General features: G+C 50.7%; 14 protein-coding genes. 11 read left to right on the forward strand and 3 right to left on the reverse strand.

The window, feature by feature from the left end; all coding sequences use genetic code 11:
• Window positions 1-20 precede the first annotated feature (20 nt).
• The 6 genes from NDA01_RS14840 (at window position 21) to NDA01_RS14865 (ending at window position 14578) form a co-directional block, all read left to right on the forward strand.
• Complete coding sequence (locus tag NDA01_RS14840; RefSeq protein WP_348228539.1) at window positions 21-1643, forward strand: glycosyltransferase family 39 protein; 1623 nt, start codon at window positions 21-23, stop codon at window positions 1641-1643.
• Between the two features lie 36 nt (window positions 1644-1679).
• Window positions 1680-2603: a glycosyltransferase family 2 protein gene (locus NDA01_RS14845; RefSeq protein ID WP_348228540.1), complete on the forward strand. Its 924-nt coding sequence runs from the start codon at window positions 1680-1682 to the stop codon at window positions 2601-2603.
• A gap of 132 nt (window positions 2604-2735) precedes the next feature.
• Window positions 2736-6005 carry a CHAT domain-containing protein gene (locus NDA01_RS14850; RefSeq protein WP_348228541.1) on the forward strand — a complete coding sequence of 1090 codons (3270 nt, stop codon included), beginning with the start codon at window positions 2736-2738 and terminating at the stop codon, window positions 6003-6005.
• Between the two features lie 3 nt (window positions 6006-6008).
• Window positions 6009-7079: a WD40 repeat domain-containing protein gene (locus NDA01_RS14855; RefSeq protein WP_348228542.1), complete on the forward strand. Its 1071-nt coding sequence runs from the start codon at window positions 6009-6011 to the stop codon at window positions 7077-7079.
• Window positions 7080-7420: 341 nt separating this feature from the next.
• A complete protein-coding gene (locus tag NDA01_RS14860) occupies window positions 7421-11422 on the forward strand; it encodes a CHAT domain-containing protein (RefSeq protein WP_348228543.1) in 4002 nt (1333 codons plus the stop codon).
• Between the two features lie 285 nt (window positions 11423-11707).
• Complete coding sequence (locus NDA01_RS14865) at window positions 11708-14578, forward strand: CHAT domain-containing tetratricopeptide repeat protein (protein WP_348228544.1); 2871 nt, start codon at window positions 11708-11710, stop codon at window positions 14576-14578.
• A gap of 8 nt (window positions 14579-14586) precedes the next feature.
• Here NDA01_RS14865 and NDA01_RS14870 read toward each other — a convergent pair whose 3' ends face one another.
• The 3 genes from NDA01_RS14870 to NDA01_RS14880 form a co-directional block, all read right to left on the reverse strand.
• Complete coding sequence (locus NDA01_RS14870; protein WP_348228545.1) at window positions 14587-15489, reverse strand: 3'(2'),5'-bisphosphate nucleotidase CysQ family protein; 903 nt, start codon at window positions 15487-15489, stop codon at window positions 14587-14589.
• A complete protein-coding gene (locus NDA01_RS14875) occupies window positions 15490-15969 on the reverse strand; it encodes a hypothetical protein (protein WP_348228546.1) in 480 nt (159 codons plus the stop codon).
• Window positions 15970-16226: 257 nt separating this feature from the next.
• Complete coding sequence (locus NDA01_RS14880; protein ID WP_348228547.1) at window positions 16227-17057, reverse strand: hypothetical protein; 831 nt, start codon at window positions 17055-17057, stop codon at window positions 16227-16229.
• Between the two features lie 351 nt (window positions 17058-17408).
• Here NDA01_RS14880 and NDA01_RS14885 point away from each other — a divergent pair, with 351 nt between their 5' ends.
• From NDA01_RS14885 to NDA01_RS14905, 5 genes are all read left to right on the forward strand, one after another.
• Window positions 17409-18206: a glutathione S-transferase family protein gene (locus NDA01_RS14885; RefSeq protein WP_190555824.1), complete on the forward strand. Its 798-nt coding sequence runs from the start codon at window positions 17409-17411 to the stop codon at window positions 18204-18206.
• Between the two features lie 316 nt (window positions 18207-18522).
• A complete protein-coding gene (locus NDA01_RS14890) occupies window positions 18523-18960 on the forward strand; it encodes a hypothetical protein (RefSeq protein WP_190555825.1) in 438 nt (145 codons plus the stop codon).
• Window positions 18961-19407: 447 nt separating this feature from the next.
• On the forward strand, window positions 19408-21183 hold the full coding sequence (locus NDA01_RS14895; protein WP_348228548.1) for a helicase HerA domain-containing protein: 1776 nt from the start codon (window positions 19408-19410) through the stop codon (window positions 21181-21183).
• Between the two features lie 632 nt (window positions 21184-21815).
• Complete coding sequence (locus tag NDA01_RS14900) at window positions 21816-22799, forward strand: RNA polymerase sigma factor, RpoD/SigA family (RefSeq protein ID WP_190432542.1); 984 nt, start codon at window positions 21816-21818, stop codon at window positions 22797-22799.
• A gap of 291 nt (window positions 22800-23090) precedes the next feature.
• A complete protein-coding gene (locus NDA01_RS14905; RefSeq protein ID WP_348228549.1) occupies window positions 23091-23729 on the forward strand; it encodes a hypothetical protein in 639 nt (212 codons plus the stop codon).
• The last annotated feature ends 29 nt before the right edge of the window (window positions 23730-23758 follow it).

Here is a 23758-nt window from a genome sequence, read left to right on the forward strand (position 1 = left end):
TCTGGATTAAGGGAGTTGGCATGGCATCCAGGGCTGCATCCGCCACTTCCCTCAGGGGCGCTACCGAGGTTAAGGTCCGCAAACAGTTTCGACTAGGTAGGAAACGGTATCCTATCTGGCTGAAGCTTTTGCTACTCACATCGCTCCTGTTGGGTCTCTGCTTTCGCTTCGTTAACTTAGACCGCAAACTCTACTGGCATGATGAAGCGCTGACTTCGCTGCGAGTGTTTGGCTACACCCAAACAGAATTAGTACAGCAAGCCTTTAATGGCCAGGTCGTTGAGGTAGCAGCGCTGCAAAAATATCACCACCCCAGCCCGGATAAAGGTTGGGGCGACACGCTCACGGCACTAGCTGGCAATGCAGAGCATCCACCGCTTTACTACTTGCTGGCTCGCCTTTGGAGTGACGGGTTTGGCAGTTCGGTTGCAGCGATGCGGAGTTTACCCGCGGTCATCAGCCTGTTTGCCTTTCCCTGCATCTATTGGCTTTGCTTAGAACTCTTCGAGTCTTCCTTGACCGCCGCGATCGCCTGCGCTCTGATTGCGATCGCCCCTTTTCATGTAATTTATGCCCAAGAAGCGAGAGAGTACAGCCTTTGGGCGGTCACGGTTTTATTTTCTAGCGCTAGTTTCTTGCGGGCGTTACGACTTCAAACCAAGCAGGCATGGGGATTGTATGCGATCGCAGTTAGTTTGAGTCTGTACACCCATGCCTTAGCAGGTTTAGTTTCGATCGCTCACGGGGTTTACCTGCTAGCGACTCAACGCGATCGCCTGTTCAAAACTTTCAAATCTTATGCTTTGGCCGCGATCGCAGGACTCGTAACCTTTCTGCCTTGGATCGTTCTGGTGGTGCAGAATTGGGCGCAAGTTCACGCCGCTACCGAGGGAGTTAGGCGCGCTCAAACTTTGCATACCATCATTGGCAAATGGTTCATCAACCTGAATCGAGTTTTTGTCGATATTGAACTTGGTTCTGCGAATATTATTTTTGTTCTGTTAGCAGCGGTTGTCTTCTATTGGCTTTGTCGCCATACCGCTCAGCGCATCTGGCTATTTATTGTCAGCTTAATTGTGGTTACGGCATTTCCCTTAGTCATTGCTGATTTAATTCTACAAAGCCGATATTCCACCAATCTCCGTTATCTAACTCCCTGTTATATCGCGCTCGAATTAGCGGTAGCTTATTATCTCGCCACTCATTTGCGATCGCGTCAACTGCGCCAACACAAAGTTGCGAGAACAGCATTAGTGACTTTAGTTGCTGCTGGAAGTTTAAGCTGTTTAATTAGTTCTCAATCTGAGGTTTGGTGGCATAAAAGTATCCAAAAAACTGGGTTTTATCCTGAGTTTTCTCGTATTGTGGATCGCACTACTAATCCTTTAATTATTAGTGATAGCAGCAATGCGATCGACGTTCTATCATTGAGCCATTCTCTAGATCCTCAAGTTCATCTACAGTTATTACCTGCAACAGTAGTTCCGCAAGTTCCTGGCCAATTTAGTGATGTGTTTTTATTTAGTACTTCTATTCCGCTACGAGAAATGCTAGAAAGAACCCAAAACTTTCAATCTCAACCACTCAGTAAAACTCGTAACGTCTTTCACCTAACGAAACTTCCTACTTCGCTGAGGAAATAACACTCATTGTGTTGCTCCACTATCCAGGCCTGAATCATGCCAGAACGTTTATCCATAAGCAAAGAAACTTCTACGGCCACATCCAATCCACAAAACCTTTATCCTGCCTTTTCGCTGATTCTTCCGGTCTACAACGAGGAACAGCACGTCGCCATCACGCTAGAACACTTACATCAACAGTTTCAAGCAGCTGGTTGTGATTACGAAATTATTGTAGTCAACGACGGTTCCACCGATCGAACCAGTCAGATTCTGCAAGAGCTATCCGGGATTCGCTTGATTCAGCACAGTCAAAATCGAGGTTATGGTGCGGCTCTAAAAACGGGAATTCGCCATGCTAAATATTCCCTAATTGTAATTACGGATGCTGATGGCACGTACCCGAATGAGCGAATCCCAGAACTAGTGGCTCTGGCTCAGCAGGCAGATATGGTGGTGGGTGCGAGAATTGGTGAAAACGTCAAATATTCTAAGCTTCGCAAAATTCCCAAGTGGTTTCTGTTGCACTTCGCCCAATGGATTACTAACTGCCGCATCCCTGATATCAACAGTGGAATGCGAGTGTTTCATAAAGATATTGCAGAACGTTTTCTTAATATCTTACCTAATACTTTTAGTTTTACAACTACCATTACGCTCGCCATGCTGACAAACAACTATGTAGTTCAGTATGTACCAATTGATTATTACCATCGGGTTGGCAAAAGTAAAATTAAACCGATTCGAGATACCCTGAGATTTCTCCAATTAATCTTAAGAACTGGAGTTTATTTCGCCCCACTAAGAATTTTTCTTCCTGTTGCAAGTATCTTCTTTCTAGGATTTTTAGTTACCTTAATTCAAGACATCTTTGTGCGAGAAGATCTCACCGAGCGAACCATGATCTTGTTTATTGCAGCAACCCAAATTGGCATGTTTGCCTTATTAGCAGACATGATCGATAAGCGCAGCCAACGTTAAGTGCTGCTCTCAACTTACTTACTTTCCATCCAAAAATTCATCTAGATAGCTTCAGAAATTCAACATCAGTACTCTGTAGTTAATGCAGTTCTAGGTCTTAACTAACAGTTTCTGACGCTTGTCCCGATCGCTATGCTCTCTGCCAAACTCTTTGCTGCGCTGTTATTTGCTTTAGTCTTGCCTGCTGGGATGATTTTGCCGATTCCTGAGGCGATCGCTCAACCTACCGCCACACAAAAACCTGCAACCCCAAATTCGGCTCAGAAAATCGAAGCGGATCAACTGCAAAAGCAAGGCTTTGCTAAACTTGAAGCCAGAGAGTTTGCCGCTGCCGAAAAATCTTGGCAACGGGCGCTCCAGATTTATCGGAGTCTGGGCGATCGCGAAGGTGAGTTTCTAATTCTCTACTGCCTGGGCTTGCTGCACTACACCCAGCAAGAAATTCCCCCTGCCGCCAGCTACTACGAACAAGGGCTGAAACTAGCACGACAGTGGGGCGATGCCGAGAAAGAATGGCAAATGCTGAGTACTCTCGGCACCATTTATGCGTCCGTTGGCGAGAACAAGCAAGCACTGAGCTACCAAGAACCTGCCCTTGCCTTAGCTCAAAAGCTTAAAGATGTGCCAAAGCAAGCGCAAGCGTTGGAAAGCCTGATCAAAACTTCGCAAGAGTTAGGAGATTTCGCCCAGGTCAAGACCTATCAGCAACAGCAAGCGGCGATCGCCGCCCAACTTCCATCTTCTACCAATACCCTAGACCCCACCATGCAAGCCCTGAAGGAAGGGCAAGCGTTGTTGATTCAAGGCTCTAGAGCTTCAGTGCAGCAGGCGATCGCGAAGTTTGAGCAAGCTAGAGCCAGCGCCAAAAAGAACGGTGAACGACAGCAGGAAATTTTGGCTTTGCTAGCTTTGGGAGCTGCCCACGACAGCTTAGGCCAAAGGCAACCAGCGCTAGAGGCTTACAAACAAGCGCTGCCTCTGGCGCAACAGTTAGGCGATCGCTACAGCCAAGCTGCGATTTTTATCGGTATGGGTCAGGTCTACAATTCCACAGGCCAACTTGAACCTGCCTTAGCTGCCTTCAACCAAGCACTCCCTCTCTTGAAAGAGATCAAAAACCGGGCTGGAGAGGGGACGGTGCTCAACAACATGGGCAGTATCTCCAGTAAGCTCGGCGACTATGACCAAGCGCTGAACTATCACCGACAATCGTTGGCAATCGCGCAGTCCACAGGGGATCATACCCGCCAAAACCGCACCCTCAACAATATGGGCTTGGTGTACAGCAAACTGGGCCAGTACCAAGCTGCCTTTGATGCCTTCAATCAAGCACTCGCCAGTCTAAAAGCTGATAGCGATCGCTTTGACCGCGCCACCACCTTGGCCAATCTGGGGACCGTCTATTCTTATGTAGGCCAATTAGACCAAGCCTTAGAAAGCTTTCAGCAAGCGCTAGCGGTCCTCAAAGAAGCCGATGACCCCGGACGCGAAGCTTATGCTTTAGCCAATATTGGCAGCGTGTATTACGACCGCCGCGATTACGAGCCAGCCCTAGATTATTACCAGCGATCGCTGAAGCTACTCCGCCAAGTCCAAGACGCCGAAGGAGAATCCACGGTTCTCAACAACATTGGCTTGATCTACGACGACCTGAAACAACCCCAACTCGCCTTAACCTATTACAACCAAGGTTTAGCGATCGCCCAAAAGACTAAAGACCCCGCTGGGGAGGCGACCACGCTGATCAATCTAGGACGGACTCATTACACGCGACAGGATTACGCCAAAGCCGCTAGCTACCAAGCTAAAGCCGCCACTCTAGCGCAGAAAATTGGCAATCAACGTGTTGCAGGCTATGCCCTCGGCAACCTTGGTCGCGCTCAATTGGCGGCCAAGCAATTAACAGCCGCAGAAACCAGTCTGCTCGCTAGTGCTCAAGCATGGGAATCTTTGCGCGCCAGTCTAGGAGATGATGACCGCAATAAAATTTCCCTTTTTGAAGAGCAAACCAGCACCTATCGCCTCTTACAAAAAGCCTTAGCTGCCCAGAACAAACCAGAGGCAGCGCTGGAAGCGGCTGAGCGCGGTCGGGCCAGAGCGTTTGTGGAACTTTTAGCCGAACGCTTGCCCACTCAAGCTGACGCCGTCGCCAAAATCCAGCCGCCTAATTTGGCTCAGATCCGAGCGATCGCCAAGCAGCACAACACCACGCTGGTCGAGTACTCCGTCATCGACGACGACGAGAGGAATGTGAACGGTGAACCTCTGCGCGAGTCAGAATTATTCATTTGGGTGATTCAACCCAACGGCAAAGTGGACTTTCGTCGGGTGGACTTGAAACCGCTGTGGCAAAAAGGAGTATCTCCAACTTCAACCACCCAACCCCTCAAGGAGTTAGTCGCTCGCAGTCGCAGTTCCATCGGAGTCAGAGGGTTAGTGTTTCAGGAAGATGCCGAGGCGATCGCCCGTGCCACTGACGATGCCAATGCCGCTGAAGCCGAAAACAAACGCTTGCAACAACTCCATCAACTGCTGATCGAGCCGATCGCCGATTTGCTGCCCAAAGACCCTAATGCTCACGTCACCTTCATTCCTCAGCAGTTTCTCTTTCTCGTCCCTTTTGTCGCCCTACAAGATGCCAACGGCAAATACCTGATCGAAAAACATACTGTTTTGATCGCTCCCTCAATTCAAGTCCTAGACCTCACCCACCAACAACGCCAACGATTACAGGAGGCAAGGGATAAGAAAGCAGATCCACTTTCATCCTTTCTCCCTTCTCCTTCATCCTTAATTGTCGGCAACCCCACCATGCCCAGCATTCGTCCAAAGTTGGGCGAACCTGCCGAGCAACTGGCCAGCCTACCAGGAGCCGAAAAGGAAGCCAAAGCGATCGCCACGCTTCTCCGCACCCAAGCCCTCATCGGAGATCAAGCCACCAAAGCCAAAATTTTGCAGCAACTTCCGCAAGCTCAGATTGTTCACTTAGCGACACACGGCTTGTTAGATGATTTCAAAGGCTTGGGTGTACCGGGAGCGATCGCTTTGGCTCCTTCTGACCAAGATGACGGCCTCCTCACTGCCAGCGAAATCCTTAACCTGAAGCTCAATGCAGAACTGGTGGTTTTAAGTGCCTGCGACACAGGCCAGGGAAGAATTACAGGCGATGGTGTGGTGGGGTTGTCCCGCTCCTTGATTTCGGCTGGCGTACCCAGTGTGATCGTGTCGCTGTGGAAGGTGCCCGACGAACCTACTGCTGCCTTAATGACCGAGTTTTATCGACAACTGCAACGCCAACCCGATAAGGCTCAAGCGCTACGGCAAGCCATGCTAGTAACCAAAGCCAGCTACCCTGACCCGCTAGATTGGGCCGCTTTTACGCTGATGGGTGAGGCTGAATAAATCATGCTGAACCCACTCATGATTCGCCTTTCCAGCATGAGTCTTAGTGCGATCGCTGCCACTTGCTGCTTCGCCTACCCTACAGTGGCTGCCCCATCTGCAATTGCCCAACCTCAAAGTCAACTACCCAAAGCGATCGCCCGGATTCTCTCAAGTCATGCAGCCGTAGCCATTAGTTCCGATGGCAAAGTAGTGGCAGGGGTAAGCCATGACAAGCAAATCAAGTTGTGGAACTCGCAAACTCAGGCAGAAATCCGCACCTTAGCAGGGCATCCATTACCCATTTTGGCGATCGCCTTCAGTCCCAATGGTCAAATTCTCGCCAGTGCCAGCCACGACAAAACCATCAAACTTTGGAGCGTACCCACCGGGCAACTGCTACAAACATTGACGGCGCATACCGATTGGGTAGAAGCGATCGCCTTTAGCCCCGATGGTCAAGCGTTAGTGAGTGGTGGTGGCGACAAAACCATTCGGGTTTGGCGTGTAGCTGACGGAGGACAGAAGTTCAAGCTGAAGCGAACTCTGACGGGGCACCAAGACTCGATTTACGCCTTAGCGATTAGTGCTGACGGACAAACCCTAGCCAGCAGCAGTTGGAATGTAATCAAGCTGTGGCAACTGCGAAACGGTCGAGGGCTGCAAACTCTATCAGATAACGCTTTTGGCATTAATGCCTTAGCCATTAGCGCCGATGGTCAAACCTTAGTCAGTGGGAATGGCGATCGCACCATCAAAGTCTGGAATTTATCAGCAGGTCAAGTAAGACAAACTTTAATGGGTCATCAAGCCGCCATTAGCGCTTTGACGCTGAGCCGCAATGGTCAAACGCTGATCAGTGGCAGCAGCGATAACACCATTAAGTTGTGGCAGTTAACAACCGGACAACTCACCCAAACTCTACCTCGTCAATCCAGTAGTATCGAGGCGATCGCTCTCAGCTCCAATGGCCAAGCATTAGTCAGTGGTGGTTGGGGCGACATCATCAAAATCTGGGATCTCCAAACAGGCCGTGACGTCACTCTCAGCGCCCCCACCTCCAAGGAGCAACGACAGGCTCTGACCATTTCATGATTACGACTTGAAAAGCGATTGGACATGCGATGAAGAGGGCTGAGATCTAGCAGCGTTCACCCTAATAGGCGAAGCGGAATTTGCCCGAAACAGACCCTAATACTTTAGGAGTAGGGTTTTGATTCCCCAATTAGGCTGTCTATATTTGAGGTATCTTCCGCTTCCATCTGGGTGTAGTAGATCAGTTAAGGTTTTACCAGTTCTTCGGTTCTGCTTTGTACAGCGTTCTAGCGACTGCTCTTGAATGACTGCGTTTTGCCCACAACCTGCAGCCTGGGTTGAGCGAATGCAGTTAGATACGTGTTCAGCGATCCCATTCATCAGCCGCCTTTCCTCAGCCCATGACCTTGAAAAAATGTTTGCGATCGCCCTACCTCGGGGTGAGCTTGTTGCTAGTCGCCTTAGTTCTGGCCGAAGTTTTTTCGCCCCAATCCAGCCATGCTGGTGAGGTTCCAGACGGCAAAGCCCTACCAATCCTTCCTGCCCCAGATGATGCAGGGACGCTCGTCACCCCAGACGGTAGCCGCTTTGATATTACAGGGGGCCAGCGATCGCTAGATGGCGCGAACCTATTTCACAGCTTTACTCAGTTCATTTTAGACACAGGCTACACGGCCAATTTCCTCGCCGATCCCGCCACACAAAACATCTTGGCGCGAGTCGTAGGCGGCAACTTGTCGGCGATCGATGGCCTAATTCAAATAACAGGGGGTAGCCCCAATTTATTTTTAATTAATCCTGCTGGGATCGTGTTTGGTTCCAATGCCAGTCTCAATGTGCCTGGCTCCTTCACCGCTACCACCGCCAACGGCTTGGGTTTTGGCAAAGAGTGGTTCAATGCTTCGGGCTTCAACAACTACGAAGGCTTAGTCGGCACACCAGATTTATTCGCCTTCAGCATGAGCCAACCCGCCGGGATCATCAATACCGGGAATCTAGAAGTTGCCGCTGGACAGAATTTAACGTTGCTCGGTGGCACTGTGATTAGCACAGGTCAACTCACCGCTCCCGAAGGACACATCACCGTCGCGGCGGTTCCAGGTAACAGTTTGGTACGGCTGAGCCAAGCCGAAAGTTTGCTGACTCTAGATATTCAGGCGATCGCTCCTGACACCTATCAACCCAACCCCTGGGACTTCCCGATTGTGGATCTCCCCGATCTCCTTACAGGCGGTCTCGGCAAAAATGCTACGAATATCACCACCAACCGAGACGGGCAGCTAGTTTTATCTGGCTCTGGCCTCACCGTTTTGCCAGGAGATGTAGTGGTGCAAAATGCTACGGCTCGGAGTGCCACGCTTGTGGCTGCTGGCAAAGTCACGCTGGGCAATACACCTCTCCCGCTACCTGACAAAGGTGTGCACGACAGTATCGGCAATCCTTTAAGCATTCAGCCTGATGGCAATACCTATCTCGTTACTAGCCCCACTGGCAGCACCTTCTACATTAGAGGCAACATCGAAGTTCTCATTGACCCTGGTGATAGAGTCAGCAACCCTGGAACTGGTGGCAAAATTTCTCCTAACCCTCTTCCAGATATAGACATTCCCTTTCCGATTGATAAAGAGATGGGCATTACATTCCCCCCATCCATCCCAGAAGTTGACCTGCCACCCATTCCAGAAGACCCAGGAGCTAGCCTACCAGCTATTCCAGAAGTTCCAGGGGACCTTCCACTTATCCCCTCCGAGAAACCCACTCAACAAGCTGGGCCAGTACCCCCTGATATTCCGATTAATCCTGAACCAGGCTCACCTGAAGGTATAGGTACACCAGCATTAGGGGTTTCTCCCGATCCTTTACCTGAACCATCAAGTGGAATTCCGCCCTCGCCTCAGCCTGAAACAGGCATTGGAGCCACTACAGGAGTACCACCTTCACCTCCCCCGGAAGTTCCCAGCGCAACGCTTGGAGCTGCACCGCAACCCAAACCAGGCACGATTCGGCGGCAAGAAATTGCTCTGAGTAACGATCGCCCTCGCTCCAATCCCACTCTGGGAACTACTGTTCAAGGGCAACAAATTGCGATCGCAACGAGTACCCAGGATTGTTTGCGAGTTGGACAGATTGTAGAAAATCAGGGAACGACTTACCGAGTCATTACTGACCAAGGGCGAGTGATTCAGTGCTACCAGCAGCAACTCGCTTTAGCTCAGCAGCAAAACCAACCGCAGCAGCAACGACAAACCCTGCATAACTTAGGCAGCATCCATTTTGTCGTAGGCAACTACGCCCAGTCAATTCAGCGCTACCAGCAGAGTTTGGCGCTCGCTCAGCAACTGCAAAACCGAGCAGGCGAAGCGGAAGCGTTAAGTGGATTAGGAGCTGCTTACAGTGCTGTGGGTAACTACACAAAGGCGATTCAGTACTACGAGCAAAGTTTAGCCATCAGCCGCACGCTGCCAGTTCCCGAATTGCAAGGCATGACCCTACGCAACTTGGGGATCGCGTATCTGGCTCAAGACAATCTTGCTAAGGCACTGGAATATCCACAGGAAAGTTTAGCGATCGCGGAGAAAGCTCAGGACCGCCGAGGCATTGGGCAGTCGTTAGGCAATTTAGGTTTGGTTTACTTCACCAAAGGGGATCACGCCAAAGCGATTAAGCATCTGGAGCAACAATTAGCGATCGCGCGTGAGTTAAAAGATCGCCTAGCCGAAGGGCGAGCCTTGGGTAATTTGGGACTGGCTTACTACGGCTTGGAAGATTATCAGCAAGCGGCTAACTATCAACAGCAAAGTTTGGCGATCGCGCAACAATTGCAGGACCGCCCTGGTGAAGGCCATGCCTTGAATAATTTAGGAGATGCTTGGTTACGTTTGGGTAAATTGGCTGAAGCAGAGCAAGCGCTTTTTGCAGGGATCAAAGTTTGGGAGTCGCTACGGGCACAGCTTGATCAAAATGATGATGCGACGAAGATCTCCATCTTTGAGACTCAAGCCACGACTTACAGCACGCTGCAAGAAGTCTTGATTGCCCAAAATAAGGCGCAGGCGGCGTTAGAAGTGGCAGAACGTGGTCGAGCTCGTGCTTTTGTGGAATTGTTGGCAAAGCAGTTGCCCACTCAGGGCAGCAAAAGTTTGGCAGGTGCTGCTAATCTAGAACCTCCCAGCATTGCTCAGATTCAACAAATTGCCCGCGCCCAAAATGCCACCTTGGTTGAATATTCGATTATTCAAGAAGCCTTCCAGGTCGAGGGGCAGCGGCAGATTCAGGACAAAGCTCTCTATATCTGGGTTGTACAGCCCAACGGCAAAGTAACGTTCCGCCAAGTAGACCTCAAACCCCTGTGGCAGCAGCAAAAAACCTCTTTAGATGATTTGGTTGCTAGTACCAGAGCCTCCATCGGGATTGAAGGGCGGGGGCTGGCATTTAACCAAACCACTGAGGTTGTCGCCAGTGCCTTGGAGAGGCTCCAACGTTACCAGACGCGACAGTCACAACTGAAGCAACTGCATCAACTGTTGATTCAGCCGATCGCGGATCTGTTGCCGAGCGACCCAACTGCTCGTGTGGTCTTCATTCCTCAAGGTTCTCTCTTTTTGGCTCCTTTTCCCGCTTTGCAAGATGCCGCCGGAAAGTATCTGATTGAAAAACATACGATGCTGACCGCTCCAGCAATTGAGGTGCTAGCACTCACCTACCAACAACGGCAACGCCAAGGGATAGCGCAGCAGTCTCAACCGACGCAGGTTGCCGCCACCACCCTACCGCGATCGCCCCAGAAGTCTCTAATTGTGGGCAACCCCACGATGCCTAACGTGCCGAGTGAGAATGGTGAGCGATCGCAACCCCTTTATAGCCTGCCTGGAGCTGAACGAGAAGCCAAAATGATTGCCTCGCTCCTCAACACAGAGGCGATTACGGGCAGCGCGGCAACGAAAGCAACGGTGATGGCGAAGATGGGTGATGCTCAGATTATTCACCTAGCAACTCATGGTTTGTTGGATGATTTCCGAGGGCTAGGCATTCCAGGTGCGATCGCTTTAGCGCCTTCGGGCCAGGATGATGGTTTGCTGACGGCAAATGACATTCTCGGCTTGAAGCTGAATGCTGAGTTGGTGGTGCTGAGTGCTTGTGGCACGGGACGCGGCAAGATTACGGGCGATGGGGTGGTGGGGCTATCGCGATCGCTGATTTCAGCGGGGGCTCCCAGTGTGGTGGTGTCGCTGTGGCAGGTGCCCGATCATCCAACGGCGGCTCTGATGACGGAGTTTTACCAAAATCTGCAACGGCAACCGGATAAGGCGCAAGCGCTACGGCAGGCAATGTTAGCGATGTTGAAGCAGCACCCAGATCCTAGAGATTGGGCGGCGTTTACTTTGATTGGTGAGGCGGAGTGACAAATTTGTTACTTATGGGTTGAAGTTCTACGGAGTAGGGCAGGATTGAGGTGAAGTTTTTTGGGGTGCTTCTCGGTATTTTTGGCTCGATTTAAGTCTTTGGAAACCGAGCCTTGAGGGCACCTGCCCTCAAACTCCCGCTGAAGGACGGTTGCGTCCCCCAGACCCCCTCCAAAAATGGCTTGTCTATCCCAGTTTTCTCTTTTTCTCTTGCTCCCCTCGCCCAGTATGGGGAGAGGGGCTGGAGGAGAGGGCTGCCCCTAATCACTATCTGAAATTCTCGTTATGTCTTATCACCGCCGATCGCTTAGCCTCGTTATTGCTGCTTTATTACTGGCAGGTGGCACGCCGTTAGGTCGTTTCAATCCTTTGGGTGCTGCGGTGGTGTTGGCGCAGTCGGAGGCGGAGCAGGCGCAGATTACTGAGGCGGTTTATCTGAATCAGCAGGGGTATGAGCAGTTTCGTCAGGGTCAGCCGCAGGAGGCGTTGGCGACGCTGCAAAAGGCGATCGCGATTTTTAAGGCGACGGGGGCTAAGGCGGGGGAGGCGCAGAGTCTGAACCATATTGCCAATGTCTATCACTACAGTTTGGGGCAGTATCCGAAGGCGTTGGAGTTTTATCAGCAGGCGTTGAAGTTACGGCAGCAGATTGGCGATCGCGAGGGGGAATGGGCGACGCTGGATGACATGGGGATGGCTTACGGGGAGCAAGGGCAGTACACCAAGGCACTGGAGTTTTACCAGAAGGCGTTGGGGATTATTCGGCAGTTGGGCGATCGCAACAGTGAGAAGCTACGGCTGAATGAGATTGCTAGTGTTTATTTCCGGTTGGGGCAGTATCCGCAAGCGCTGGAAGCCTATCAACAGGTGCTCAAACTTCAGCGGGAGGGGCGCGATCGCGAGGGGGAAGGCACGACGCTGGGCAATGTGGGCGTGGTCTATGTGAATCTAGGGCAGTATGCCAAGGCACTAGAAGCTTATCGTCAAGCTTTAGCCATTTTTGATTTGCTGCCCGCTTATCAAGGCGCGAAGGCAACAATTCTGAATAATATGGGTGGGCTGTTTTTCAGCATTGGGCAATACAAGGAAGCGCTTGATTCGACTCAGCAAGCCCTGGCAATTTTCAACAAGTTTAGCGATCGCTCGGATACAGCCACGGCGTTTACTGAGTTGGGGTTGCTGTACGAGATTGTGGGGCAATATTCCCAACCGTTGGAGTTTCATCAGTCGGGCTTGGCGATGCGGCGGGATATTGGCAACGCCTTGAATCAGGAATCGATTACCAAGGTGGGACAAGCTGCGACACTGAACAATATTGGGCGGGTCTATGCCAGTGTGGGCAAATATGACCAAGCACTGAAGCTGCATCAACAAGCGTTGGTGATTTACCAGGAACTCAGCGATCGCGCTGGGGAAGCTACGACGCAGAATAACTTGGGACAGGTCTACGACAACCAAAAGCAAACGGAGCAAGCGCTGAAGTTTTACCAGCAGGCGTTGCAGCTCTACAAGCAGGTAGGCGATCGCACCGGGGAAGGGGTGGCGCTGAGCAACTTGGGCCACGCCTATGAGCAACAGGGACAGAATTCCCAAGCTTTGAAGTTCTATCAGCAAGCGCTCACGGTGCATCGGGAGGTGGGCGATCGCGTCAATGAGGGGGTGACGCTGAGCAGTATTGGTCGGATTTTGCATCGTTCCGGGCAACAATCGGAGGCGGAGAAAACGCTGCGACAGGCGATCGCGATTTTGGAATCTTTGCGTCCGGGGCTAACGGATGCGGGGAAGGTCTCTATCTTTGAAACGCAACAGAAAACCTATGGCACATTGCAGCAAACGCTGATCGCCCAGAAGCAGACCAATCCCGCTTTAGAAATTGCTGAACGCAGTCGTGCCCGTGCCTTTGTGGAGTTGCTCGCTCAACGCCTCAACACCAACTCAACCACAGCTCCTGCTCTCAATCCTCCAACTCTGGCGCAGATCAAGCAGATTGCTAAAACTCAAAATTCAACGCTGGTGGAATATGCGATCGTGCAGGATACTGCTCCTTCGCAAGCTCCACAGCTATTCATTTGGGTGATTCAGCCCACGGGAAATATGAGTTTTCGCCAAGTCGAGTTAAAAGGTTTGCCTCAGCCAGGAATTAATGCAGCGGATACTGCTTCTCCTCTAGAGAGCTTAGTCACCCAGGCAAGAGGGGCGATCGGCATCAAGGGTCGAGGATTGGCGTTCCAAGAAGACACGACGACGGTGGCGAGAGCGATCGCCAAGGTGAACAACCAAACCAATCAACCACTGCAACAACTCCACCAATTACTGATTCAGCCGATCGCTGACCTTTTACCCACTGACCCTAACGCCCACGTTACCTTTCTGCCTCAAGAAGCGCTGTTTTTAGTACCATTTCCTGCCTTGCAGGCCAGCAATGGTCGCTACTTAATCGAGCAACACACTGTTCTCACCGCACCTTCCATCCAAGCCCTAGACCTGACGCATCAGCAACAGCAACGCTTACAGCAAGCAAACCGCCAGAGGGGAAATCCTACCTTGATTGTTGGTAACCCAACAATGCCTAAGGTCAGCCTACCTCTCGGTGCCACCGCTCAACCGCTCCCCAGCCTCCCTGGTGCGGAGCAAGAAGCTAAGGCGATCGCGGCCCTACTCAAAACTCAACCACTGACTGGCAGTCAAGCAACGAAAGCTGCCGTTTTGCAGCAGATGTCTCAAACACGACTGGTTCATTTAGCTACCCACGGGCTATTGGATGACTTCAAAGGTTTGGGTGTCCCGGGTGCGATCGCCTTAGCTCCTTCTGGTCGAGATAACGGCCTCCTGACAGCTAGCGAAATTCTCGACCTGAAGCTCAACACCGATTTAGTAGTTCTCAGTGCTTGCGATACTGGGCGTGGTCGCATTACTGGAGATGGTGTGGTGGGTCTCTCGCGCTCCTTAATTGCCGCTGGTGCCCCCAGCGTCATTGTCTCCCTGTGGCAAGTACCTGATGCACCTACAGCAACTCTGATGACGCAGTTCTACCAGACACTGCAACAGCAACCAGATAAAGCCCAAGCTCTCCGCCAAGCCATGCTAGCCACGATGAAACAACACCCTGATCCCAAAGATTGGGCTGCTTTTACCTTAATTGGTGAAGCTCAATAGCTCCATCGTTAAACTGAGCTATCGATTGCGGCTAGTAAAGTTTCTGCTTGAGTGCAAAGTTCCGTATGGCAAGTGCCATTGCTAGCCAGAATGCCTCCCCACTGGCTGACATCTGCCTGGTTATACTGCAACAAACTGCCATCAAAGCGAGTGACCTTACCACCTGCCTCAGTCAAAATCAGTTCTGGAGCCGCTAAGTCCCAATCCTTCGGCGCTGATTTACCTGATAGAGAAATATATAAATCTGCTTGCTGCTCCACGATCGCCGCAATTTTGCAGCCAACACTACCGATCGCCCGTTGGTTTTGGCAAGGCAGTTGGCGTAAAAGCTGGACCAGCCTTTCCCCACGATGGCTGCCGCTGACAACGACTGACAGATCTTCGATGCGATCGCGCTCAGCTACTCGTAATTGAGTTACAGCACCGTCGCGTGTCTCTACAAACGTGCCATCACCCAAAGTTGCGTAGTAAAGTTTGCCAAGTTCTGGACAAACTACCACTGCTAATACGGGTCGTCCTGCATGAGCTAAAGCAATGTGAACCGCGTATTCTCCGGTGCGCTTGATAAAGTCTTTGGTGCCATCCAGCGGGTCTACAATCCAGACCCAAGTATGCTGCAACCGCTCAGCGGGATTCTGCGCTTTGAAGGTTTCCTCAGTCAGGTAGCCAAACTCGACCGTGCCAAACGCAGCGTGCAGATTATTCAGAATGTAGTGGTTGGTGGCGACATCCGCAGCGGTGACAGGTCCATCCCCTTGGTCTTGAATATTTAAGTCTAGAGTTGATTCCCCCGCAACTGGATTGGGGTGGTAATACGATTGCAGAATCTCAGCAGCGCCCCAGCCAATAGAGCGGGCGATCGCTAAAACAGATTCGACCGGAAATCCAGCGATTGATTGCAAGTTTGCCACTTAGGATTCCTTCGCTCCACTAATGGCTGCATCCTGACCCGAAGCGACCCAATAGCGACGACAGCTCCACATCAGGGCAGTACCGACAGCAATGTAGATCAGACCGCGAATTTCAAAACTGACGCCTGCCAAGCGGAGACCTACACCAATTCCCATCATGGCGAGAATCAACGCGATCGTTTTAGCCCCAAACATTTGGAAGATGCTCTTGAAGGGGTTCGGCTCCTGTAACGTATCCACGCGATCGATTACCCGATTCGCAGTTCGATCGAGAATAATTTTTCCTTTCAACAAACCGATACTCAACGCAGCCGCTCCCCAGCCTAGATGCTTGGTATCCAGAAAGCCCAGATAAGGTAGGTGAAACCAGAACACCAAACCCATCGTAAACAGACCAATCCCTACCAAAGTCCAGATGCTCGCTGCAATCCAGAGGTGTTGCCTGCGAGTAAGGCCGCCAGTCGTTTCAGTGCTTTCCATAACCTAGATGGGAGTCGCGCAATATCAGCCCTCATTATAGGACGGAGACAGAGTCGCAACGGATCTCTGGTAATGCCTCGTAGCAATTGCGGCAGTTGCCCCAAATAGCACAGCGCCAGAGCTTAGGAATCAGCCTCCTGTCAACTCTGGCGCTGGTGTCTGTGATTGAGCGTTTCAGGGGCTAGGTAAAGCTACTGGCTAGAGTCACTGCTCGAACTGTAGCTGCACCAAGAACTTAACCCGCTCAAAGGTCAAATTTAGCAGCCGCCGATGGCGCTACCGCTGTTGGACTGGCTGCTGGAGCTGGAACTGCTGGGGCCAACTCGATAGATAGAGTTGCTCTGGTTGTCGAGGCTCTGGCTAACTTCTGCGGTCATCTCGTCAGCAGGACGGTTGCGATCGGAACTCATGGAACCAGGCAAAGGACGCATGGTGTTGCTGCCACTGTACTGGTTCTCACCCGATTGGTTCATCGCCGTGCTGTTATTCATCGGCATGTTGTTGTTATTCAAGCTGTTTGCTGTATAGCCACCCGCAGGGCCTGCTGTGGCACCTGCACTAGGGGTAAAGCGGTTAGCTTGATAGTTAGATTGGTAAGATGAGTTGAAGGACTGAGTTGTATTACGCATGTCAGCGCTAGCAACACGCTCGCCATCTAATTCCCGCAAACGCTCCATTGTGTATCCACCTGCGGGGCCATAGGTTGGAGCCACCTCAGCACTTCTATAAGACATGCCTGCAGCAGAGGAATTACCACTCATGTTTGACTGATTTGCTTGCAGATTCTGCGAACCCAGGTAGCTAGAGTTAGCTTGCTCAGACCCACTGTAAGGTGAGCTCATGTTGATGTTGGACTGATCCATCGATTGAGTGCCACTTGCTTGCATCTGCTCCATCGTGGCTCCACCCGTTGGGCTATCGCTAGGAGTAACTTGGCCCGTGCTGGGTATACACTGAGTGGGGCTGTTAGAGTTAGCAGGGCTAGATTGCATTTGAGCTACTGCGGGCAATCCCAACAAAGCACTGACGCCAGCCACACCAGCTAGACTAACTACTTTCTTAAATGAGAAAAAATTCTGAGCGCTCATAAATACCTCGGGTTCCCGTAAAGAGATTAGTGATTTCAAAAACTTGGGCTAAAAATGTCAGCTCCTATACAAATTTGAGTGTAGAAGTCTGAGTGGTTTTAATTCTCTGCCACGAGTGGGATCTAACCCGAGCTAAGAGTAAGAGATAGATAGTGGGAAGCCACCAAAGAGCTGCTGAGCGATCGCCCTTAGGCAAGACACACCACAAAACCAACCTACCCAAAGGTAGAACTCCCAGGTAGAACTTCTAGACCAGAAATCCTCACCCTCGCCAGAAGTGCCTTTTCTGAAGGAGCCTGCTACCTTGGAAGGCGGATGGGTCGTCGCTGTAAACAGCGCAGGAGAATGATCATGCTGGAGTTGTACCAATTTGAGATGTCGCATTATTGCGAGAAGGTGCGGCTAATCCTGGATTACAAGGGATTGGCCTATCGCAAGATTGAAGTCACCCCTGGCATTGGGCAGTTAGACCTCTACCGAATGTCCGGGCAACGCCAAGTCCCGGTTCTAAAAGATGGCAACGAAGTGATTGCAGATTCAACGGCGATCGCTAAATATCTCGATCGTCAATATCCCGATCGCCCTGTTATCCCCACAGACCCCAAACAAAAAGGGCTGTGCCTCATGCTCGAAGATTGGGCCGACGAAGTCCTAGGTCTGAACGCCCGAAAAGCCATGCTCGCCGCCTTCAGCCAAAGTCCCGACTTCCGCACCGCCGCTCTACCTACTTCTACGCCTGCTTTGCTGAAAAACTTGATCGGCTCAGTTCCCAGCGAAGTGTTAGACGTGCTGAGCTTTGGGGTTGGCATGGGACCCGATGCTTTGCATAGCGCCAAAGCCTCACTTAGGCAAAACCTAGAAGCCCTGACCTTTATCCTGCTCGATCACCCGTATCTAATTTCCGACCAGCCCACCCTAGCGGATTTTGCTGTAGCAGGGCTGAGCATGTACATCAAATTCCCCTCTGGCCCTTACCTCGACATCCCTGAAGGACTCAAAGGTAAAGGAGTCCCGGGAGTTGCAGATATCGGCACCTTCGAGCCTTTCTTCAACTGGCGCGATCGCCTTTACACTGAATACCGCAAATCCTTCACCCCCGCTACCACTTCCTCCAGTAGCACCAGACCCACCTCGATTGACATCGAGTAGCCCCCACCCTCTTATACGTAGAGAAAAACTCAGCACCCTAAACCCCTTCTGGAGGAGGTCTGGAGGACGGCTGCGTTCTCCAGCGGGGGTTTAGGGGCAAGTGTTCCCAAGCTCTTAACTCCACCAGCAGACAAACCCCGCCCAAACTTAAAAATCGTTTTTACACCAAGCAACCCCGTACAATCACTCTTCTGAAATAGATAGACTTAGCCTTCAGACAGAGCGATCTGCGCCAATCCAGTCGTTAATCTCGGAATGTTAAAACTTCAGTTTTGTTACCTGATTTTTTTACCAATACCGAGTTCTGCAAAAACCCATGACAAACTTGCGCGATCGAGATAGAGAAATTTACAATCAAGAATTACGCCGAGAAAATCAAATCGCTCGTGAGAATAATAGTGCTGCTAGCGGTTTGATGACAGGAATCCTCTTAACCTCCCTGCTTGGCTTGGGACTCGGTGCTTTCTTCCTATTTAACCGCGGAGCAGACAACTCAGCTCCTGCTGGCAACCAAACTATTATTGAGCGCACCCAAGAAATTCCAGTTCCTCAGCCTCAAGCTCCAGATGTGAAACCACCAGACGTTAATATCACATTGCCTAAAGTAGAAGCGCCACCAGCCCCAGATGTGAACGTCAGCATTCCGAGCCCTGCGGCACCACAAGCTCCTGCAGCGGAAAGCGCTCCCGCTGATAGCGCTGCTCCTACAGGAGATGCCACTTCTACAGGAGAGACCGCTCCCGCTCAACCGTAGCTCAGCTAATGAAGTCCTAAGTAGTTTATGAAATTGGTGGGTTGGAGAGATACACCCCTCCAAAGCGTGCCTCTCCAACCCATTTAGGATGGCTACATAATCTTTTGGTTTTTAGTAAAGGTGGAGGGTTTCGTTAGAGATCCTTCACCTTTTCCCATAGATGAAACCAATGACAATCAAAATTTTTCTGAAAAGAGATTTTCTGAGAAGCAACGCAAGATTAAGTGCAGCGATCGCTTAACTGGCAAATCTTCCCTATAAAAACATTTAAGTATTAGAACCAGAAGCATTGCTATATAACTTTTAAGCCCTAAAATAACTAGAATTAGTATTACTTGAATGAATTAGACCTAAGATAATTCAAAAGGTTGAGGAATTATTGGTCTAAAATCATCTGCCTCCATTAACCCGTCCAGGTGTGAGCAAGGGAGACTAGCGAGTTTATAAATGGATTTAGATAAACCCTTAGGTTCAGTCATTCAAGGCTCCCTTAGCCAAGGACTCGAAGTTCGCTTACACCCAGATGTCTCTGTAGAAGACATGCGAGTGGGCAAATTCTTGGTCGTTCAAGGGGCGCGATCGCGGTTCTTCTGCATGTTGACCGACGTAACCCTTGGAACCGCCAGCACCCGGATTTTCGCTAATCCTCCTGATCCAGGCAATACCTTTCTCCAAGAAGTTCTAGCAGGAACGGGCACGTTCGGCACCATCGACTTAACTCCAATGTTGATGTTTACACCCGAACCAGAAGAGCCTATTAGTTACTCGGCCAACAGTAAGGCCAAGAAAACTAAAGGCGGCAAAACTGCCCGTGCCGCCGAAGATAAAAGTGACTCTACAGCCAGCTTGCCACTGCTCGCTTCCCTCACGCCTCAAAGCAGCAGCACGATCGAATTAATGCCCGTCAAGACCATTCCCAGCCACTTTAGCCAGGTGCATGAAGCCAGCGAGCGGGATTTTCGAGCCGTTTTTGGTTGGGAAAATGACCCCCATCGACGCAACTTTGCGATCGGGCAACCGATTGATATGGACGTGCCTATCTGCGTCGATTTAGATCGCTTCGTCGAACGTAGTAATGGTGTATTTGGGAAATCAGGTACCGGGAAATCTTTCCTGACTCGCTTGTTACTGTCGGGAATTATCCGCAAACAAGCGGGAGTCAACCTGATTTTTGATATGCACTCGGAGTATGGCTGGGAAGCCGTCCGCGAAGGCAAGCAGTTCAGCACCGTGAAGGGGCTCAGGCAACTCTTTCCCGGTCAGGTGCAGATCTACACCCTCGACCCCGAATCCACTAAGCGCCGTGGAGTCCGAGACGCTCAAGATCTCTTTATCAGCTTTGACCAGATTGATGTGGAAGACTTAATGCTGGTACGCGGAGAACTCAACCTCTCTGAAGCCAGCCTAGAAAACGCCATTATTCTCCGCAATGAGTTTGGCAAATCTTGGATTACTCGCCTGCTCTCCATGAGCAACATGGAAATTCAGGAGTTTTGCGAAACCAAGATGGGCAGCAAGTCCTCCATCATGGCGTTGCAGCGTAAACTCAACCGCCTAGAAGAACTGAAATATATTCGCAATACTTGCCCCCACAACTACGTGGGTCAAATTCTTGATTCCATTGATGCTGGCAAGCATGTGGTGATTGAGTTTGGCTCGCAGTCCAACATGCTCTCCTATATGTTGGCGACGAATGTAATTGCCCGCCGGATTCACGCTGCTTATGTGCAAAAAGCCGAGAAGTTTTTACAGAGCAAGAATCCCAGCGATCGCCCCCAGCAGTTAGTCATCACAATTGAAGAAGCGCACCGCTTCCTCGACCCTAGCACCGTCAGCCAAACCATCTTCGGCACGATCGCCCGTGAGATGCGGAAATACTTCGTCACCTTATTGGTAGTAGACCAACGACCTTCAGGGATTGACAACGAAGTCATGTCTCAGATTGGCACCCGCATCACCGCGCTCCTCAACGACGAGAAGGATATTGATGCCATCTTTACCGGAGTGTCGGGGGCGCAAAGCCTCCGTTCCGTATTATCTAAGCTAGACTCAAAACAGCAAGCTCTAATCCTAGGCCATGCAGTGCCGATGCCTGTGGTCATTCGTACTCGCCCTTACGACGAAACCTTTTATGCCGAGATTGGGGATGTACCCTGGGAAGAGATGCCTGCAGCGGCAGTCTTCAAAGCCGCAGAGTCTGCTAAAGCGGACTTAGGTTTCTAGTCCTGTGAGATTTTTCGAGACCAATGGGCAAAAGACCCGGATAGAGGCTACGTCTTTGCATTAATCAATGAGGCTTTCTCCCTAAAAAGCCTCTAAATCAGTTCGGTTTTCCCTATGCTAAATGGCCATTCGGTCAGGGAAAACTGCGCCATTATAGTAGAAGAACTGCTTAGAGCACAGCTACAGAAATGTCACTTCGCTAAAGTTAGAGCTAGAATAGAAAATTTTCCAGTAGATTCTTCGGTTTTGCCTAACGGGATCATACTCTAGGATGAATCTTTTTTGCTTTCCTGGAGTCTAAACTTATAGCACAATCGAGTAAAGTAAACTCATACTGAGTACGACCTTTTAGAGTTTCTTGCCACTACTTGGGTCAAATAATATGGAATCGGGTCCACCTGCATCCTGAAAGTTACGGGCACGAAGTTTTAAGCTAATTCATCACCTGTAGACAGAGGTTAGTTTTATCCTCTGCATTTGGACTTCTCTGACCTAGGCGATTTGAGGTTGGTCAGGGAAGAGCTTGCTTATTGTGTCTGGTTGGCTGCCCGTTCCCACTTCAAGCTTTCAATCGCTCTCTATTTCGCCCCCACTTCTCTTTAATCTACTTTTACTGAGTTCATCACAGATCCATGCCTACTGCCAATTCTAAAACAAAGACTGCTAATCCCATGTTCACCGTTGACATGGTACGCACCTACCTCCATGAAATTGGACGAGTGCCTCTGCTAACCCATGAACAAGAAATTGTGTTTGGGAAGCAGGTCCAGCAGATGATGTCTCTATTAGAAGCCAAGGAAAAGCTGGCGAAAAAGTTGCGTCATGAGCCAACTCAAGCGGAGTGGGCAGCGCAAGCTAAGCTCAGCGAAGAAGAGTTGACAAAAACTCTGCGTCAGGGCCACCGAGCCAAGCAAAAGATGATTGAAGCGAACCTGCGCTTGGTCGTGGCGATCGCGAAGAAGTACCAGAAGCGCAACCTGGAGTTCCTGGACTTGATCCAAGAAGGCACCCTAGGACTGGAGCGCGGTGTAGAGAAGTTTGACCCGACTCGTGGTTACAAGTTCTCGACCTACGCCTACTGGTGGATTCGCCAAGCCATTACTCGCGCGATCGCTCAGCAAGCTCGGACCATCCGTTTGCCCATCCATATCACCGAGAAGCTGAACAAGATCAAGAAGGTGCAGCGTGAGCTAGCCCAGAAATTAGGTCGGGCTGCTAGCCCTGCTGAGATTGGGGAAGCTCTAGAGCTAGAGCCTGCGCAGATTCGGGAATACCTGACGATGTCTCGTCAACCCGTTTCTCTAGATCTTCGTGTCGGTGACAACCAAGACACCGAACTGCAAGACCTCTTGGAAGACGAAGGGCCTTCGCCTGAGCACAATATGACTCAGGAGTTGCTCCGTCAAGACTTGCAAGACTTGTTGGCAGAGCTCACCCCGCAACAGCGAGAAGTTTTGACCCTCCGCTTCGGCCTGAATGATGGCAAAGAGTTGTCTCTAGCCAAAGTCGGTGAACGCCTCAATATTAGTCGTGAGCGTGTGCGCCAACTAGAGCACCAAGCCCTCAATCACTTGCGCCGTCGTCAGGAGAGCGTACGTGAGTACTTGGCCAGCTAACCACTTTAAACAGGGATGCTCAAGCGTGTCCCTGTTTTTTTATCTACTTATTTTTATCTATTTAAAGTTCTGAACAAGATATTGAACTTGTGGTCAGGAATCGGGAACTAAACTCTTGTAGAACTGAACAGTAACCTTAGCAACACCCTTTTGGGTGTGTCCTCGCAACTCCCAGAAACCTACCTCTAGATAGCAACTAACTCTCCCATTTGATTGAACAGTTGTACAGGTATTCTGGGTTACGGTGTGAGTATTGAGGTTTGTCGTTGAGTCTTGATGGAGGAAACTACGGTGACCAATCCATGCATCCGTTCTCTCTCGCCGTGGCGTACTCTGCAACGCATCACCCAGCCAGCTTTGGGCATTTTGCTGCTAACGAGTCTCTCTGGTGTTGCGCTACAAGCTGCGAACGCGGCTGAGTCTACCTCTACGGCTGTGTCAGCACGCCAGCTAGAGCGGCAACCCTTAACTTCAGCACCAACCGCCAAAGCGATCGCCAAGCAAGCAGCTCCTAGCAAAAATTCTGTTAAAAGCTCTGCGAATAGCAAGAATAGTTCTCTGGCTGACGGCACCTATCTATATGGTGAGGCAGCCGAGCCAGAGCAAGTTGGTAGTGCTTACATGGTGTTTCAGGTAACTAAAGGCAAAGTCGTTGGCGCATTCTACATGCCGCGATCGTCCTTCGATTGTTTCTCTGGCAGTTTTGAGCCAGGCAAATTAGCATTGAACGTGGTTGATACCTACGAGAAAACCACGCATCCCTTCGCGATCGCCTTGGAGCAAAACAGCACCATTGCTTCTAATAGCAATAAGCCTGCTGTAGCCGAAATTGGCTTGCAAGGCTTCCAGCGCCTAGCTAAGGTCAGCGCCAACGACCAGCGCATCTTAGGTATGTGTCAGACCAACTCCCAAAAAAATCAAGCTAAATAGAACATTTGCTCGCTAGCTCAGCTAAGGCT

It is taken from the genome of Trichocoleus desertorum AS-A10, assembly GCF_039962155.1.
Lineage (GTDB): Bacteria > Cyanobacteriota > Cyanobacteriia > FACHB-46 > FACHB-46 > Trichocoleus.